The organism is Streptomyces sp. NRRL S-31, assembly GCF_000718775.1.
Classification (GTDB): Bacteria; Actinomycetota; Actinomycetes; order Streptomycetales; family Streptomycetaceae; genus Streptomyces.
This window is the reverse complement of sequence record NZ_JOCB01000104.1, coordinates 12922-28931: the sequence shown is the minus strand read 5'-3', so window position 1 is coordinate 28931 and position 16010 is coordinate 12922. Positions and strand designations below refer to the sequence as shown.

General features: G+C 71.4%; 15 protein-coding genes and 3 pseudogenes. 11 read left to right on the top strand and 7 right to left on the bottom strand.

What is annotated here, in order from left to right; translation table 11 throughout:
* Nucleotides 1-249: 249 nt before the first annotated feature.
* Together IF37_RS0131920 and IF37_RS46115 are read left to right on the top strand one after the other, a co-directional pair.
* Nucleotides 250-525 (top strand): annotated as a pseudogene (locus tag IF37_RS0131920) (hypothetical protein); the annotation flags it as partial.
* Nucleotides 526-914: 389 nt separating this feature from the next.
* Nucleotides 915-1121 (top strand): annotated as a pseudogene (locus IF37_RS46115) (hypothetical protein); the annotation flags it as partial.
* A gap of 412 nt (nucleotides 1122-1533) precedes the next feature.
* Here IF37_RS46115 and IF37_RS0131910 read toward each other — a convergent pair.
* The gene (locus tag IF37_RS0131910; RefSeq protein WP_030750547.1) at nucleotides 1534-2130 is read right to left on the bottom strand and encodes a TetR/AcrR family transcriptional regulator; all 597 of its coding nucleotides are present in this window, start codon (nucleotides 2128-2130) and stop codon (nucleotides 1534-1536) included.
* A 63-nt stretch (nucleotides 2131-2193) separates the two neighbouring features.
* Between IF37_RS0131910 and IF37_RS0131905 the strand changes: the two genes are divergently transcribed.
* From IF37_RS0131905 to IF37_RS0131860, 7 genes and pseudogenes are all read left to right on the top strand, one after another.
* Complete coding sequence (locus IF37_RS0131905; protein WP_253915912.1) at nucleotides 2194-3072, top strand: NAD(P)H-binding protein; 879 nt, start codon at nucleotides 2194-2196, stop codon at nucleotides 3070-3072.
* A 31-nt stretch (nucleotides 3073-3103) separates the two neighbouring features.
* Entirely contained in the window at nucleotides 3104-4093 is a 990-nt protein-coding gene (locus IF37_RS39960) for a relaxase domain-containing protein (protein WP_158727425.1), read from the top strand.
* 462 nt (nucleotides 4094-4555) lie between these two features.
* Nucleotides 4556-5335, top strand: coding sequence for an alpha/beta fold hydrolase (locus tag IF37_RS0131890; RefSeq protein ID WP_030750539.1), 780 nt, complete (start codon nucleotides 4556-4558; stop codon nucleotides 5333-5335).
* A 51-nt stretch (nucleotides 5336-5386) separates the two neighbouring features.
* A pseudogene (locus tag IF37_RS39955) lies at nucleotides 5387-6365 on the top strand (transposase family protein).
* Nucleotides 6366-7549: 1184 nt separating this feature from the next.
* Nucleotides 7550-7795 carry a hypothetical protein gene (locus tag IF37_RS0131875; RefSeq protein ID WP_158727424.1) on the top strand — a complete coding sequence of 82 codons (246 nt, stop codon included), beginning with the start codon at nucleotides 7550-7552 and terminating at the stop codon, nucleotides 7793-7795.
* 309 nt (nucleotides 7796-8104) lie between these two features.
* The gene (locus tag IF37_RS44675) at nucleotides 8105-8272 is read left to right on the top strand and encodes a hypothetical protein (protein WP_158727423.1); all 168 of its coding nucleotides are present in this window, start codon (nucleotides 8105-8107) and stop codon (nucleotides 8270-8272) included.
* A gap of 354 nt (nucleotides 8273-8626) precedes the next feature.
* Complete coding sequence (locus IF37_RS0131860) at nucleotides 8627-8926, top strand: hypothetical protein (RefSeq protein ID WP_030750529.1); 300 nt, start codon at nucleotides 8627-8629, stop codon at nucleotides 8924-8926.
* 67 nt (nucleotides 8927-8993) lie between these two features.
* Here IF37_RS0131860 and IF37_RS0131855 read toward each other — a convergent pair whose 3' ends face one another.
* Nucleotides 8994-9683, bottom strand: coding sequence for a hypothetical protein (locus tag IF37_RS0131855; protein WP_030750526.1), 690 nt, complete (start codon nucleotides 9681-9683; stop codon nucleotides 8994-8996).
* A 205-nt stretch (nucleotides 9684-9888) separates the two neighbouring features.
* Between IF37_RS0131855 and IF37_RS44670 the strand changes: the two genes are divergently transcribed.
* Nucleotides 9889-10491, top strand: a complete 603-nt coding sequence (locus tag IF37_RS44670) for a hypothetical protein (RefSeq protein ID WP_030750523.1) — start codon at nucleotides 9889-9891, stop codon at nucleotides 10489-10491.
* Nucleotides 10492-10725: 234 nt separating this feature from the next.
* Here the strand turns inward: IF37_RS44670 and IF37_RS39950 are convergent, their stop codons facing one another.
* The 4 genes from IF37_RS39950 to IF37_RS0131835 all read right to left on the bottom strand — a co-directional run bounded on the left by IF37_RS39950 (nucleotide 10726) and on the right by IF37_RS0131835 (nucleotide 12742).
* Nucleotides 10726-11385, bottom strand: coding sequence for a hypothetical protein (locus IF37_RS39950; RefSeq protein ID WP_253915911.1), 660 nt, complete (start codon nucleotides 11383-11385; stop codon nucleotides 10726-10728).
* Nucleotides 11334-11711, bottom strand: coding sequence for a hypothetical protein (locus tag IF37_RS46110; RefSeq protein WP_253915910.1), 378 nt, complete (start codon nucleotides 11709-11711; stop codon nucleotides 11334-11336). The genes IF37_RS39950 and IF37_RS46110 overlap by 52 nt, the downstream gene beginning before the upstream one ends.
* Nucleotides 11712-11793: 82 nt before the next feature.
* Nucleotides 11794-11937: a DUF6233 domain-containing protein gene (locus tag IF37_RS45075; RefSeq protein ID WP_173457048.1), complete on the bottom strand. Its 144-nt coding sequence runs from the start codon at nucleotides 11935-11937 to the stop codon at nucleotides 11794-11796.
* Between the two features lie 82 nt (nucleotides 11938-12019).
* On the bottom strand, nucleotides 12020-12742 hold the full coding sequence (locus tag IF37_RS0131835) for a helix-turn-helix domain-containing protein (RefSeq protein ID WP_030750520.1): 723 nt from the start codon (nucleotides 12740-12742) through the stop codon (nucleotides 12020-12022).
* Between the two features lie 68 nt (nucleotides 12743-12810).
* Here IF37_RS0131835 and IF37_RS0131830 point away from each other — a divergent pair, with 68 nt between their 5' ends.
* A complete protein-coding gene (locus IF37_RS0131830; RefSeq protein WP_030750517.1) occupies nucleotides 12811-13464 on the top strand; it encodes a flavin reductase family protein in 654 nt (217 codons plus the stop codon).
* A 577-nt stretch (nucleotides 13465-14041) separates the two neighbouring features.
* Here IF37_RS0131830 and IF37_RS43930 read toward each other — a convergent pair.
* On the bottom strand, nucleotides 14042-15958 hold the full coding sequence (locus tag IF37_RS43930; RefSeq protein WP_030750514.1) for a hypothetical protein: 1917 nt from the start codon (nucleotides 15956-15958) through the stop codon (nucleotides 14042-14044).
* Between the last annotated feature and the right edge of the window lie 52 nt (nucleotides 15959-16010).

The following is a 16010-nucleotide window of genomic DNA, read 5'->3' as shown; positions in this document are numbered from 1 at the left end:
ACAGCAAGAACCAACCCGCATCTCCAGCGGCACGAGCACCACAAACCGGCGATCTAGAAATCGCTGGATACACGGGCAGTCCTGGCGAAAACGACCTCTAACAGGACGGTGCGCACCCGCACCGTCACTGACCGCCCGACAATTCAGGGGACAGGGGCCCTTGGAATAGCAATCCTCTAGGGGTGGCAGCGAATCTCTACGACCGGTCTGTGTCTGATCACGAGTATGTACAACGGGTTCGTCGGCACCGCCCGGCGCCTCCCGCTGATCGCCCGCACGATCCGCGGCCGCGAGATGGTCACCGGAGCCGTGGTCGGCATCGCCCGGATCATCGACTGCCACCAGGACCCCGCCGGTGCGCCGCCCTGCTCGCCCTGGGCGCACCCGGGCGCCTGGCACCTGGTGCTCGAGGACGTCCAGGAGCTCGCCTTGCCGATCCCCGCACGCGGGCAGGTCGTGCCCTGGAAGCCGACGGAGGACCTGCTGGAGCCCGCGTTCCAGCAGTTGCCCGCCTTCCGGCCGTGACCCGCAGGGGACGCGCGGAGGAGAAGCCGCCGTTCGAGCCGGGTCTGATCCCGGCTCCCGGCGAGCTTCCCGTCGGGAGCGACGGCCAGCACTTCGACCGCTGGCAGGACCTCCCGCACGCTGTGCGGCCAGGCCACGCCCATGCGCTCCCATTCCGGCGAGCCCGTGCACAAGGCATGCGCTGAGGACTGGATCACCGCCAATGCCGTTGAGGCCCGCCTCGGGCGTTCGCCTCCGACCTCACGCCTCACGCCGAAGCCTCAGTCCAAGGGCCAGGGCGACCACGCCCGACCTCCACCTGGAGGACCTCATGACCAGCACCGACCGCGACGTCGACCACGCCCTCGCCTATCCGGAGCCGCCGGCCTCGCCGCTGTGGCACCGCGACGGTGCGAAGGCCCGGCCGCTCACCCCCGCCCAACAGCGCCGCAACCGCGAGCTCCTGGCGCTCGCACCTCGAACGGCGCCCCGCCGGCCACCCCCGCGGCTCCTGGTCCGCCGACGAATACGCCGCCGCCCAGCGAGCCCAGGGCACCACCGACGCCCAGGTCGTGATGGACCTGGCCACCGACCAGTTCCTGGTCATCACCGAGACCACCAAGTGGGAGCCGACGCCACCGAGCGCTGCCCGCCGCTTCCGGCCGGGCGGCGCTCCGGCGTCTGAGCCCCTTCGAGCCTGGAGGTCCTCGTACCCGACGTATTCATCGACTCCTTCGGCGCCCGCTGGCAGGACCCGCCGCCCCGGTACCGCGCCGCCCGCCGACGCCATCGGCCGCCGGATGCGGGAGGCCGGCGCCCAGGTGCAGGTCACGCACCGCCATATCAACCGGCCCCCAGTACCCCAGCAAGCACCCGCGCCCCGACTGCCCGTTCTGCCGGATCATCGACGACGGGCCCCCGGGCGTGATCGTCCACGAGTGGAGCGACGCACTCTCGGTCGTGCCCCGCAGCGGCGGCTGCACCGACGGCCCGGGCCGCAGAGTCCTCTTCGACTGGGAGCGTCGCCTGTCACGGCAGTTGGTTGAATGCCTGGTCGGCATCGGCTACGGCTTCGGGGTGGACGTCGTGGGCGGTGCGACCGTCGGCGATCTTCTGCCAGTTGGTCCGGGCGAGCACCCGTTGGACCGCGAGTACCTGGGCGGCTAGCAGGCGTGCCCGGATGCCTTCGCCTAGGGCGTCCGCCAGTGCCTCCTCGTCCTCGAGCTGGTACCGCGTGAGCCGTCCTGCCAGGCTCGGTGTGGTGAATACCAGCCGATGGAACGCCACCACCTCGGGATGATCGCTGAGGCCGGTGATGGGGTCGTACCGATCGAGGCCGGCCCGGAAGTGCCGGTGCAGCGCCGTCACCGGCTTGATGCCGGACTTACGGTCACGTACGACGCGTGCTGCCTCGCCCTGGTGATCCGCAAACCGGTACAGCACCAGGTCTTCCTTGGTGGGGAAGTACCGGAAGAGAGTCGGCTTGGAGACCTCGGCCGCTGCGGCGATGTCGTTGACCGAGACGCGGTCGAAGCCGCGCTCCAGGAACAGCGAGACGGCCGCGTCTCCGATGGCGTCGCGCGTCCGCTCCTTCTTGCGGGCCCGCAGTCCCGTCAACTCGCTCATCTGACCACCGTAACATTCATGACCGAGTTGCTTTTTTAACCGAGTAACGTTTTCATGGGCGGCATGAATCAGATCGACATTCCTCCCGTGCTCGTCACTGGGGCGACGGGACGGGTCGGCCGCCTCGTCATCGACCAACTCCTCGACGCAGGCGTGCCGGTCCGTGCCCTCACCCGTCGCTCTGAGGCAGCGGCGACGCTGCCGGCGAAGGTCGAGGTCTTCACCGGTGACCTCACCGTGCCCGGGTCGCTCGATCCGGCGCTGAGTGGCGCCGGTGCGGTCTTCCTCGTCTGGACCGCCCCACCTCAGACCGTGGAGGCAGTCGTCGAGCGGCTGGCAGCCCACGTGCGGCGGGTCGTCTTCCTCTCCTCCCCGCATCAGACGCCGCACCCCCTCTTCCAGCAGCCCAATCCCATGGCGGTGCTGCACGCCGGCATCGAGCGGCTCATCGCGGCCACCGGACTCGAGTCGACGATCATCCGGCCAGGGATGTTCGCGTCGAACTCGCTGGCCTGGTGGGCGCCCGCGATCCGGGCCGGGGAAGTCGTCCAGTGGCCTTACAGCGCTGCCGAGTCGGCACCGGTCGACGACCGCGACATCGCAGCCGTCGCGGCGCGGACGCTCTATCAGGGCGGACACGTCGGAGGCGACTACGTCCTTACGGGCCCCGAATCGCTGACCCAAGCCGCGCAGGTGGACGTCATCGGTGACGCCCTGGGACGCCGGATCGCATTCGAGGAGATAACACCAGACGAGTTCCGAAGTCTGTGGGAGGGTACGGTGTCCAGATCGGCCGTCGACATGCTGCTCGCCGCGTGGAGTGCGGCGGTCGGACAGCCCGCGTACATCACCACCGCGGTGGCCGACATCCTCGGGACGGCGCCGCGCACGTTTCGCCAGTGGGCCGTTGACCACGCCATCGCGTTCACGGAGAGTTCGTAAACCTCGTCGACCGCGACCTGCTGGGCGGCCCTTGCTCCATGACCATCGGCTGCTGTCGGTGAAGGGGCAGCGCCTGGACGGGAAGTGGGGCTCGGTCCACAGCACGGCCCTGCTGGAGAAACCCGACGCTGCGTCCGCGCTCTACAACGAGTTGGTGGCCGCGGAGGTCTGCGAGGCGCTGCGGCTGGCGACCGAGCCTCGCACCGTCACGCCGCGGCGCCGGCCTGTGATGCAGATTGCCGGGGTGCCGCACGAGCTGATCCGCTGGACCTCCCGGCGCAGCGACCAGATCGCCGCCTGCCTGGAGGACCTGGAGCACGAGTACGTCACCGCCGTCGACGACGACGGCGAGCCGAAGTTCCTGCCTGTGGTCTCCGAGCGGGCCCGTGCCAAGCTGAACCGGATCGCCGCTCGCAAGACCCGCCCGTCGAAGCAGTCGGCCCGGCCGCTCGCGCAGCTGCGCGCGTGGTGGAAGGCGAGCGCGATCCTCACCTCCGAGGTCGCCGCCGACGTCATCACCTCCCTCCTCGAGTACGCCCGTGCCGCGGCCGCGGCGATCCGGGCCCGGGTCGCCGCTGTGGTCGACGTCGCCCTGGCGGCCGTCGATGTCGCCGCGACGGTGTTCGTGATGAACGACCGAGGCCGCTTCCACCGCCGGCATCTGCTCGCTGAAGCCCGTCGCCACCTCGCCCTCGTCCTGCGCGGCCGCCGCCGCGACCCCGGCCTGGACGACGGAATCGTGGTCGCCGCCATCTCGACGCACTGCCTGGACATCAGTGGGAGATTCCCCGCATCCCGCTCCAGTACGAGCGCGCCGTGCTCGCCGGCGCGGTGGTGCGCGAGAAACTGCGCACCACCACCGCCACCGCCGTGCGAGGCCGGGCGTACGACGTCGTCGCCCATCAGCAGGCGGCGATGCCCGAGCAGCTGCTCGCGCCCGAGCCGGCCGACCCCGAGCCGGCCGACCCCGAGCACGACGACCAAGAGCAGCAGCCCGGCCGCCGCGAGGCGCTGGACCTGACGGCGCTGCGGGCCCTTCGGAAGTCGCGCACGGAAGTGGAAGCCCTCGGCCTCACAACCGAGCGGCTGCGCCACCTCGAGGACGCCTTCATCGCTGCGGCCGGCCGGGCCCGCACCACGATGGGCCGCTACGCTCACCGCGACGCTGCCGAGAGGTCGCACCCGGGGCGCGAGGACGATCAACAGGCGCACCGCCCGCAGGAGCCCGGACCGCACCGCGGCCGGGAGGCCGGCCACTGAGTGCATCCGACCTGCCCGCCGCCGGGCCCGCCGCGCCCGACGGCGAGAGGCCGACCCGGCCGAGCGGCTAACGACGTTGTGAACGAAATCGGGTGGGGTGTCTTGGTCGAGGCCCGAGGCTTTGGTGCCCACGCCGCGTCCACTGCTGGGGGCGGTGATGGTGCGCTGAGGCCCGGTGGCTACTCTCGTCTCTTTGTCGTTCTGTAGTGGAGGGGATCAGACTGTGCGCAGTGCCGCCGTGACGCCCGAGGGCGGCCGGATCCGCTGGGTTGAGCTGCCGGGACAGGAGCCGTCCCGCGTCTACGTCCATGGTCTCGGCGCCACGTCGCCGGCCTACTTCGCGGAAGTTGCGGTTCATCCTCTGCTCGCCGGACGTCGTTCGCTGTTGATCGACTTGCTCGGGCACGGCATCAGCGACCGGCCGACGGACTTCGACTACACCCTGGAATCCCACGCCGATGCCCTTGCCGCGGCCCTGGACAGCGCGGGTGTCATGGGCGCCGAGCTGATCGCGCACAGCATGGGTGGCTCGGTGGCCATCGTCCTGGCCGCCCGGCACCCCTATCTGGTGTCCCGCCTGCTCCTGGTCGACGCCAACCTCGACCCGATCCCGCCCGCACCGGGCGCCGCGGGCAGCAGCGGCATCGCCGCGTACTCCGAGGAGGAGTTCCTGGCGGGCGGCTGGGAAGAGATCCGCGACCGGGCTGGTTCCCACTGGTGGTCCACGATGCGCTTGGCAGGCCGGGAGGCCCTGCATCGCAGCGCGGTCCACCTCACCCGCGGCACCGTCCCCACCATGCGTGAGCTTCTGCTGGACCTGAAAATCCCCCGCACCTACCTGCTGCCCGAGGCCGACGGCCCGCTCCCGGGAACCGATGCGCTCACTGAAGCCGGGGTGAGCGTGGTCTCCATCCCGGACTGCGGGCACAACATCATGCTGGACAACCCGGAAGACTTCGCCCGCGCCACCGCAGCGGCGCTCTCGGACCACGACCAGCGATAGCGCCCAAGTGGCCCGTACCGCGGAGAGAACCGCGCGGGTTCATCCTGTGTGATGACGAAGGAATGGGCCCGAGCGGCCTTGTCTCATCCTGCCTTCACCGGCATCTCCCGTGCACATCTCGGCGGTTTGATCGACGAGCTGGCCGGGCCGTGGACCGCGCTGTGAGTCCGCACTGCACGAGCGGCGCGGCGGCACCCGCAGACAGCGGCCTGGCGCCGGGCCGAAGCACGACCTCGTCTTCACCGACCGGGTTTGGTCACCCTGGTCCACCTGCGTCACCGACTCCCGCACGCCGCCCTGGCTGAGCTCTACGGCCTGGAACGGTCCACCATCACCAGGGCGATCGGCGAAATCCGTCCGCTGCCGGCCGCGCGGGGCTTCGCCGTCCCCGACCGGCCGCGGCTTCGCCTGCACACGCTGGCCGATGTCTTCGCCTACGCCGCAGCCGAAGGGATCACGCTCCGGATCGACGGCACCGAGACCCAGGTCCGCCGTCCCAGGGCCCACCGGCCAGACCGTTGTGCTTCGTCTCCGGCAAGAAGAAGCAGAACACCATGAAGACCACCACCACAGCGACGCCCAGGGCCGCACCCTGTGGTCCGGGGCCGACCGGCCCGGAAGAACGCACGACCAGACCGCGATGCGCACCGAGGGCATCGCCGAACAGCTCCGCCGCCACCCGGACGTGAGAGCCGAGGTCGACGGAGGCTACCGGGGCCTGGCCAACGAGTTCCCCGACCAGATCTCGGCACCGCCGAAGAAGCCGAAGGACTTGGAGGACGTGCCGCTGACCGAGCGGTACGGATGGCGTGAGATGCGCCGCCGCCAATCGTCATGCCGGATCTGCGTCGAGCACGCCAACGCCGAGCACAAGCAGTGGCGCCCCTTGCAGCGGTTCCTCGGACGTCGCGAGCACTACCCGGCCACCCACCGTGCCATCGCCGGCCTGGTCTCCGACCGCGCCGCTCGACGTGCCACCCACCGCAAAGCGAGCACCGCACTCGTGCCCGCTACCCCGACGACCCGCTGAATCACCCACCAGCCGAACCCCCGGACCAGCACGCCCCAACTCATTCGCTCACAACCTTGTAAGCCATCGCCAAGTCGGCGAGGCCGCAACCCGCTGAAGCAGACACGCTCCCGGGAGCGCTCTCCCGGGAGCGTGCTGGCCGGACCGACCGAGTTTCCATCCGCTCCAGGATGACCGCCGTCTCGCGCTGCCCGACCAGCGCGTACCGGCCGTGCGAGGCGGGCCGACTGCCTGGCCCGTACGCGCGCGGCCTCTCCTTCAGGCGGGCGCGGTGCTGTTCCACGAACGCCTCCAGGCACTCCATGTACCCCCGCGTTCCTCGGAGCGCACCGCGCTCAAGGCGACGTCCAGGAACTCACCGTCCGGCCCGTGCCGCTCGCCCGGCGCGGCAGGGGCCCAACGGCGGCACCGAGGCCGGTTCTCGATGAACGTGCATGCCCTCGCCGTATCCCCTCTGAGGAACCTTCCCCTGCCGACCGCGAAGGCGGTGATCAATAGGGGCGACCGCAAACTGTGCCAAGTTCGCGTCCACCCCTATCGATCGACTTCAGGAACTCACCGGGTGTCGGTCCAAACATTCGTGACCGTGCCACTGACGCAGGTGAGCCGGGCTGTCGTAGTGTAGGAATACCAGGCGGACCACTGGTATTCGCCGCTCGTGCACCGAATCCCGAGTCGCCACTCCTTGGGGAAGACCGTACAAGACCCCGTTCCGGTCCTGGTCCCTACCCCGGATGTCCCGCAGGTATCGACTGCTGTGTCCTCAACCGCTGTTGCACTCCCGGCGGTAACCACAGCACCACCCAGCAACAGGCCACCGGCGGCTCCGACGGCCGCCACTGCGCGCTTCAATCGCATCGCCATCTCCCTACTCGCCTAGGAGGTTTGCCTGAAAGGCTCTGACAAGGATCACTTATACAGACGCGATGGAAGCATGACACCAATTCCATGCTTCTTGACCGGAATTAGTTGCCAGAACGCAGGTAAGGTTTCCCATAAATGATCTCCGATCTGGACCAGATGCCTTCGACCGGATTGAGGTGGGGTCCGTACTCCCGCGCCGCCGACCGATCCGAGGACATCGGTGGGCGTCAGGTGTGGAGTGGAACGCGTGCGCCAGCACCGGGCGCTCGTCGCGCATCGCCTCCAAAGTGTCGGCGGTTTCCGGGTGCTCGGGGTCCGGGATGACGTTCGCCGTGAACCGGATGATGCTGCGGGCGATGCCCAACACCGCCGTGGCGGGGGAGTCCCGTGCCCAGTCCCGCAGCGCGGACAGCAGCACGCATCCGACCTCGTCCAGGGCGAAGGAGTCCGCGCACGGACCGTCGGTCTCCCCGTCCACGGCCGTGACGTGCCAGATGGTGTCCTCGGCGAGCCGCAGCAGGATGAACGCCAGCTCCGGGGTCGCCTCCACCCGCCCAGCGGCGTAGGCGCCGCCGCCCGTCTGCAGTGCCAGGAGGGTAGTCGAAGCCCCGCTCCACCTGCTCGGGTGTCAGCGGTATACGGGGCGGGATCAGGTACGGCATCACGCTCTCCTCGCGATGGCCGCCACGCGACTCGCGGCGTCGTTCCCGCATGCTCGGCTGGCTGGCCTGTGGACAGAGAACTCTCCCTGCCCAATCGAACCAGACTAACTGGGGCTGAACGGGTCAAATGCGGCCCTCTTGTTCGGCGTGGTCGGCCCGACCGTGACCCCTTGTCCAGCTCCGCTACCGCCCCGACCACTGCCGCGTTCTCCCTTGACCACGGCCGCTACCGGCCGCCGTCAGACCGCGGACAAGGGGCCGACCACGGCGGCGTTCGAGGACGTCGCCGACGAGCTCGGCGACACGGAAGGAGCGGCGCCGCTCACCGAGCCGGCGAACCGCTTCGCCCGCGCCCACCTGCGCACGGTCCCCAGCTGGTGACCTCGCGTGGCCGAACAAAACACCGGACAGATCAGGAGCCCCAGGCGGAGGCCGTCAGCTCCCCGCCGGTCCGCCCCGGCCCCACGCCGCGCGGCTTCGGACACGAGGGTGGCCGCCTTCCACGACCGCGCCGCCGAACGTGGCTACCGGGATGACCGTGGCGACGACGCCCCTGCACCGGCTCACTCGCGACGGGGCCGACCGGCCGGTGTGGCGGGTCGCGGACCAGGGCGAGGACCGGCGGGCGCTGACCGTGCCGCCCACACCGCGGTGAGCACGGCGGGCCCGGCCTCCACCCCGGCCAGGCCCCTCTGTTTCTGCCCGGTTGTCCGTGGCGGCTGCCAGGCCGAACGGATGGACCGTGAAGACGAACAGCTGCTGCGCCGCCGGGTCTACGGCGCCGACCACGACGATCCCGACCCCGGCCCGCTCCCGTACCGGACCTACGCCGAACTGGTCGGCGGCCCGCTGGACGGCCTGCTGCTCGACATCACCGGCTGGCGGGCCGAGGAAGTCGACGACGGCGTCGCCCTGTCCACCGAGCTCGTGCGGTGGCCCGGCGGCCGTGCCCTGTACGACCCGCGCCCCGGCGAGCCGCGCTCTCCCGGCCCCGGGGTGAGCCGCCGCTTCTATCACTCCGGCGACACGCCCTGACCACGGCGACAAAAGGAGGCGGCCCTCGCACCCGACGTTCAGGGTGCGAGGGCCGTTCCGGCAAGCATTACGCGGATGCCGCCGCCGGTTCCGGGCGCAGTGACGCCAGCGGGGAGCGCCGGTCCTTCTCCACGGCGCGCAGCTGCCTCCAGCCGACCTTCGCGGGTGAGCAGGAACGACCGCGTCGACGGAGGCAGTCGTGTAGAGCGACGTCGACGGCCCCGGCCCGGCTGGTGCCGAAGCGGACCTCGATCGACTGCGGGGAGCGGATCCAGCCGAGCCGCGCCATGTGGTCGAAGTCCACGCGGTGCACCCGGAGGAGGGCGGCGGCCTGCTCGGGTCCGAGCGGGCTGTCGGCGGCGACCAGGTCCGCCAGGTCCTCGCGCTGGCAGACCTGGTCGACCTGGCGGGGGTGGTGCAGCGTCCCGTCGAGGGTCGTGCTCAGGTCGGCCAGCAGGCCGCGGTCGACGAACCGGCGCACCACGAACACCGTCACGTTCGCCTTCTCGCCGATCACGTTGGGGGTGCCGAGCGCGGCGGCGATCCGGTCCGCCACCGCGCCGCCGCCGATCGGCGGGACGGGCATGGCGGCCTGGATGGCGTCGGCGTTCATCGCCTCCACGGCGGCTCGGGACCATCGGGACGACGACACGTCGGGGGCGGGGGCGAGGCCGGTGTGCCGGGCCCACCGGAAGGTTGCTGCGGGCACCTTCATGCGCTTGGCCGCCCGGCCCGCGTCGTACTCGGTTCGTCGCATGAGATGACCTCTCGCTCGTTCACCGGAAACGGCGGACAGAACGTGTCAGAATATATGAAATATGTTAATTCACCCAGCAGATAGGCGAGTTGGGCCCACGCCGCCAGGGCTGCGTCCGCGTACGCGAGGAAGGAGTCACCCGTCCGGGCACGGGCGCCCTCGCGAAGCGCTTCGGCCGGACCCCGCGTTCTGGAAGGCTTGCCGCATGCACGAGGACGTGGACGAGGACCTGGCCGTGACGTCGTACGCCACCGCACAGCGGCCCGGCGACCGGGCCTTCCAGTGCGACGCGACCGCCGTGTGCACGATGCCGGACGGCACCCGCGCGTACGCGCTGCTCGACGGCGTCGGCGACACCCCGGCCGTCCGCTCCTGGACCCGTACCGCCGCTCGTCGCCTGGCCCATGCCGCCACCGAGAGCGCGGATGCGGAGGCCGGGCTGCGCGCCGAGTATGACCACTACGCCGCCGATCCCGCCCGGCACCGTCGGCCACGACCTGCCCTGCGCGGCGGCCGTCGTTGCCGTCCACGTCCCCGGCGGCCTTTTCTCGGTCGCCTGATCCGGCGACGCCCGTGCCTCCTCCTCGACGGCCACTTGCGCCTGCTGACCGAGGACCACAACGCCCGCCGGGCGTGCGACGGCGGGGACCGCAATCTGATCACCGCCTGCCTCGGGGATGCCCGCAGCGACGAGGAGACCGAACGCCTCTGGGGTCACCCGGCCATCGAGTACCTTCGCGGCCCGGCCGGGCTGGCTGCTGCTCGCCTCCGACGGTGCCTACGAACTCCACGAGGACGCTGGCCATGACCTTGGCGGCTACCTGACCGGCGACCCACACACCGCAGCCGAGCGTCTGGTCGACAACGCCATCCGGCGCGCGCACGAACCGACCGACCCGTACGCGGACAACGCCACCGCCCTCGTCGCCCGCATCACCTGCCAAGGAGAGCCCACGGACGGACACCCCGCCCGCTCCACCACCGACACCCGCGACCAGCACATCGCCGACCTGCGCGCCGCGCTCCGGCGTCACCCCTCTGCTCATGGTGAGGCAGGGTCCTCGCCGGACAGTGGTACCCGCGCCGCGTCGACGTCCGGGCGGATGCGGTGCGGCCGGACAGGGTGCCTCCATGTGCCCGCGCTGTTCCGGGCGACGTCGACGGCTATCTCCGTCACCACCTCGGGCTCCACCAGGACGACCTCGAGCGTGCGCTGCGTGCCCCAGCCCGCCGAGAACGTCCATCCCTGCCACGGATGCGCACCCTTCGGCGGGGTCAGCTCGTCGGCCAGTGCGCGGCCGGCGGCCTGGGACAGTGTGGTGCTGCGTCCGGTGTATTGCAGGCGGCTCGCGGTGTCGTAGCGGCCCGGCAGCACTGTTCGGGGCGCCGCGAGGGAGCCGGTGACGGCACTGACCACTGCTTCGGTGGTGGCCCGTACTTTGTACTTCCGCCACAGCCGAGTGCCTGCGACGTACGGTCCGTCCAGGCGCTTGAAGCACAGCCCCTCCAGCCCAGCCGCCGTCCACTCCAGCCACCCGCCCGCCTCCACCGGGTCGGTGGTCGACGGGCACAGCGTCAGCGGCGCGGACAGGCCGCGGTCCGCGAACAGCGCCTCCAGCGCCGCGCGCCGCCGCTCATACGGCCGGCCGGTCAGGTCCCGCCCGCGTGCACGAGGTCGAACACCACGTAGTGCGCCGGCCACCGGCGCGCCGCCTCATCTGCACCGGCTCCGCGGTGGGCGAGGCGCTGCTGGAGCCGCTCGAACGCGAGCCGGCCGGCTTCCCACACCACCGGCTCGCCGTCCAGCCCGGTGTCCGCCGGGAGCTGCGCGAGAGCCGCGGCCCGGATCGCGGGGAAGGAGCCGGTCATGTCCGTGCCCTGGCGCGAGCGCAGCAGCACCCGCCCGTCCCCGTACACGGCGAGCTGGGCGCGGTAGCCGTCCCACTTCGGCTCCGCCGCCCACCCGGCGGGCAGGTCGGGGCTGTCTACGGGCACGGTCAGCATCGGCTCCGGCAGCGACCAGGTCATGCCGTGATGCCTTTCCCGCCCGTCGCTGGCAGCGCGGCGAGGTGAACTGGTTCCCCCGGCAGCCGGCCGACGCCGTCTGGTGTCAGCTGTGGATGCCGAGGGCGGTGTCGGGCCGGCAGTGCACGCAGGTCGGCACCCGCTGCCGCAGCGTGTCGTGGGCTTCCTCGCGGGTGGCCTGGCGGCACCGGCCGCTCCGGGCCGGCGCCCAGCAGCCGCCGGTGTGCACGGCGCCGCGGTTGGCGTGTTGAGGCCGTGCTGGATCAGCCAGTTTGCGGCGGCCGGCCGACGCGCTTGCCCTCGGTCGGTGTTCATCTCGCAGGAGTGTGCGTCTCCTCGGACAGGCCGAGGTGGTCCCGAAGCGCGCGCCAACCGGTCTCGGTGAGAGCGACGGCGCGGCTGGTGCCGATCCGAGTGATCCAACCAGAGCTGAAGGCGTGACGGCACATGGCTGCACCGACGGCACCGGCCATGTGAGGGCGGCGTTCGGTCCAGTCCAGGCACGATCGGACGGGCGGACGCCGTGTGGCGGGTGGCAGCACGATGCCGAGGTCGGCCAGCCAGGCGATCCCGTTGCCGGTGAGCGTCGGCCCCTGCTCCCAGTCCAGCAGCCCGCGGTCGGTCATCGCCTCGGTGATGGCGACCCCGAGGGCGCCCGCAAGGTGGTCGTAACACGTCCGGGCGCGGGCCAGCGCCCGGCTCCGATTGACAGCGGGCAGTGAGCGTGGCGGAGTGGCGCGTCGGGGCGCCATGGAGGCAAGGGTCTCGATCAGTTGGGCCGTCTCGGGATCGGCGAGGCGGACGTAGCGATGACGACCCTGACGTTCCTGGGCGAGCAACCCTCCGCCGACTAGGAGGTTCAGGTGTTCGGTCGCGGTCGAGGCGGCCACCCCGGCATGACGCGCCAACTCGGTCGCGGTCCATGCACGACCGTCCAGGAGGGCCAGGCAGAAGCTTGCGCGGGTGCCGTCCGCCAGGAGTCCGGCCAGAGCGGCCAGGTCCGGGCCTTCCACGTGCGCGTCATGGTTTCTCATCGTCGTCCATCATTCACCGGCGATCCTTCGGCGAGGGCCGAAGAGTCCTCACTCTACGGTGGGCTCTCATGAACACCGCGACACCCGGCACCACGCCCAACAGCACGTCGGCCGCCCATGTGGCCATCGAGCCGAGCATCCTGTACTTCGGCACGCCGGTCGTATTGCTCTCGACGGAGAACGAGAACGGCTCCTTCAACCTGGCGCCGATGTCCTCGGCCTGGGCACTCGGCCACGTCATCGTCCTCGGCTTGGGCCCCGAGGGACAGACCGCGCACAATCTCCTCAGCCGACCCGATCTCGTGGTCAACCTCCCCGCGCCGGCCCAGTGGCCGGCGGTGGAGCGGCTGGCGCCGCTGACCGGACGCACGCCGATACCCGTGGACAAGCGCGGCGCCTTCCGCTTCGAGCCGGACAAGTTCGCCGCTGCCAGCCTGCGACCTGAACCCTCCGAGCTGGTCCGGCCACCCAGGGCCGCCGAATGCCCCATCCAGTTGGAGGCCCGCGCCGCACGGGTCCAACCCGACGCTTCCGGGGCTTTCCTCATCATCGAAGCCCATGTGCTCAAGGTCCACGCCGACCCGCGCATCGTCGTCCCCGGCTCCCAGCACATCGACCCAGCCGCCTGGAGCCCCCTGATCTACAACTTCCGCCACTACTACGGACTGGGCCCTGAACTCGGCCACAGCTTCCGCTCCCAGACACCCCGACGAAGCCACTGACCGACTTCGAAGCCGGTAAACGGTCAAGGAAGGACTGAAGTAGGGTCGCCACCGGCAACCCGCGTGCATCTCGGTCGAGAAGACAGCAGGGATCGGCGGGCTCTGGCCGGCTGACCAGCCGGTCCTCCCCGGCCGCGTCACGAGCCCTGACAGCCGGACATCCGGCGGGCAGGCCGCCCACCACAGCCCCACACAGGCCCTGGCGGGGCCGCCGCGCCCCCGCCGGTCACGCGAGCGGAGCCGCTTGCTTGTTACGGACCCGCGCTCCTGGACACGCGTGCTGACGCAGGCGGCGACGTCCTGTGCCCGCCCCTGGATCTCCCGCCAGGCCCGGCCGGACAGGCCGGCGAGGACGTCGTCCCCCGCGGGGGACATCAGGGCCGAGAAGCCGCGCCCCCTTGATGCCGCATGGGGCGCGGTGGCGCGCGTGCGCCTCACCGGGACGACTCCTCCCGTTCGACTCTCTGACCGCCGCTTGTGGCAGCGCCTCGGCCGCCGCTCACGCCGGATCACCGTGCCGGGTTGAGGGCCGCCGGACCCGGCACCGAAACGGCCCGGCCCCACGGCCGACACCACCTCACGCGGCGGCCAGCAGCTCCTCGATCGCGCCGCGCTCGGGACGACGTGGGTCGCGGCCCGCCAGCCGCCCGTACAGCCGCTGCCAGGCGGCGTCGTCCGTCGCCGGCAGGTGGGTGCGGACCAGGGCTCTGAGCTTCTCCACCGCCTCCCCGAGCTGCGGGAGAGCATCCGGCCGGCACTGGGCGTCACCGAGGAGGCGCAGTACGCACGGGCCCCGATCCACGCGCCGCAGCAGGTCCTCGGACGTCACGACCCCCTCCGCGAGCAGTTCGTCGAGTTGCCAGGTGTCCTGGTCGGTACTGAAGTCCAGCAGGCCCTGCGGTGTGCCCCCGTCCGTGATCCACGTCCGCACGTACGACCGGTGCCTGCGGTGGTCGCGGCGTACCGCGTCGAGGTGGCGGGCCACGACGCCGGGTGGTGTGCCGGGGCGGTTGACCATCTGTGACCAGTACCGGAAGGGCTCACGGGCGTGCTCCGCCTCCAGGTGGTCCCAGTCCGGGTCCGGGAAGAGCTGCATCAACCGGTCGGCGGCGACCGCTCCGGCCTGCGGACCGAGATGGCGCAGGCGCGAGGAGAGCTTCTGGGTGGTCAGCTCCTTGTCCACCCGGGCGCCGAGGGCCGTGAGGGGGTCGGCGGCGGTCAGCGCCTTCCGGCAGACGCGGGTGACCGTCGGGCTCACGACCCCGGTGTCGAGCAGTGCCGCCAACCGGGCCGGACCCGCGTGCCGCAGCAGGTTGAGGCAGCCCGTGAGCTGCTCGGGCATGCCGAACTTTGACCGGTGGCTGCTGGCGAACGCCGCCTCGACGAGTTCCGGCTCGGCGGCGTGCAGGCAGTCGGGGAGCGCGTTCCACGGGATGCGGTCCACGTGCGGCGCGAGCGGCACCGACGGGTCGGCGAGGACCGCGCGGCGCTCCTCGGGGCCCACGTGGAAGTGGAGGTCCAGGACGGCGAGGTGGATCTCCGGATCGCCGCACGCCAGCAGCCGCAGCGCGGTGCCCCGGGTCAGGTCGGCACCACGCGCGAGCACGAGCAGGGCCTCCCGGTCCCGGCTGCGCAGGAGGTGTTCCAGGACCGCCCTGGGCGTACCGCGGCGGAGGGCGAGCACATACTGCGCCAGCAACGTGCCCGTGCCGGCAGGTAGTTCCGACATCAGGGCGTCCAAAACCTCGGCCTCGCACCGCAGGAGCACCTCGCCCGTCGGCCACCACCACTGGGCGCGCAGCAACTGGTCCGCCGTCTTCTCTCCCGTCAGCTGCTGCTCGGGCAGCAGGCGGGCGGGCGCGACCGCCACAGTGTCCGCGCAGCGCCGCACCAACGCGGGCCAGCCGAGCAGGGCGTCCGGGCCCGCTCCACCGGGCCGGCACAGGGCGTCGACGGTGGTGAGCAGCTTGCGCCAGGAGGCCGGATCGGTCCCCAGCGAGGCCGTGAGGTGTCTGCGCACCTCGAGTTCGAAGGCACGGCGCGCCCGGCTGCGCTCGAATTGCGCGCCGATCGGCATCGTCCAGCGCGCAGGGTACGTCTCAACGACGTCCTTCACCGCGAGCGTCCCGGCCTCATAGGCGGCCGACAGCCTGCGGACGTTGGCCCAGCGGCGATCAGCGGCGAGCGGGCCGGCCGCCACGTCGTCACGCAACGACTCAAGTGCCTCGCCGCCGTCGGCCGGAGGATGCGGGCGGAGCACCTGGGCGTCCGCCGGCAGGCCGCAGCGGAGCCAGGCCTCGGCCAGCCACTCAGGACGGCCGACAGACCGGGGGTACCGGTGGGCGGGAGTACGCCCCAGAAAGCGCACGACGTCGGCATCGGCGGGCAGCGGCGGGTCGCCCTGGCTCTCTTCGGCAGCCAGGCGACGCAACAGGTCGACCGCGGCGACCGCCGCCCTGTGGACCTCCTCGTCCGGTGCGTCGTACGACCCCATCACGGCCTCCCCCGGTGATTGTTCTCCTGATCGAAAACAGTGCATCACAGGG

Excerpts from the sequence above, each read along its gene's own strand:
- IF37_RS0131830 (WP_030750517.1), top strand. The coding sequence starts at position 12,811 with ATGAACACCGCGACACCCGGCACCACGCCCAACAGCACGTCGGCCGCC.
- IF37_RS44670 (WP_030750523.1), top strand. The coding sequence starts at position 9,889 with ATGCACGAGGACGTGGACGAGGACCTGGCCGTGACGTCGTACGCCACC.
- IF37_RS0131855 (WP_030750526.1), bottom strand. The coding sequence starts at position 9,683 with ATGCGACGAACCGAGTACGACGCGGGCCGGGCGGCCAAGCGCATGAAG.
- IF37_RS0131860 (WP_030750529.1), top strand. The coding sequence starts at position 8,627 with ATGGACCGTGAAGACGAACAGCTGCTGCGCCGCCGGGTCTACGGCGCC.
- IF37_RS0131910 (WP_030750547.1), bottom strand. The coding sequence starts at position 2,130 with ATGAGCGAGTTGACGGGACTGCGGGCCCGCAAGAAGGAGCGGACGCGC.
- IF37_RS46110 (WP_253915910.1), bottom strand. The coding sequence starts at position 11,711 with ATGACCTGGTCGCTGCCGGAGCCGATGCTGACCGTGCCCGTAGACAGC.
- IF37_RS43930 (WP_030750514.1), bottom strand. The coding sequence starts at position 15,958 with ATGGGGTCGTACGACGCACCGGACGAGGAGGTCCACAGGGCGGCGGTC.
- IF37_RS0131835 (WP_030750520.1), bottom strand. The coding sequence starts at position 12,742 with ATGAGAAACCATGACGCGCACGTGGAAGGCCCGGACCTGGCCGCTCTG.
- IF37_RS0131905 (WP_253915912.1), top strand. The coding sequence starts at position 2,194 with ATGAATCAGATCGACATTCCTCCCGTGCTCGTCACTGGGGCGACGGGA.
- IF37_RS0131875 (WP_158727424.1), top strand. The coding sequence starts at position 7,550 with ATGACGTTCGCCGTGAACCGGATGATGCTGCGGGCGATGCCCAACACC.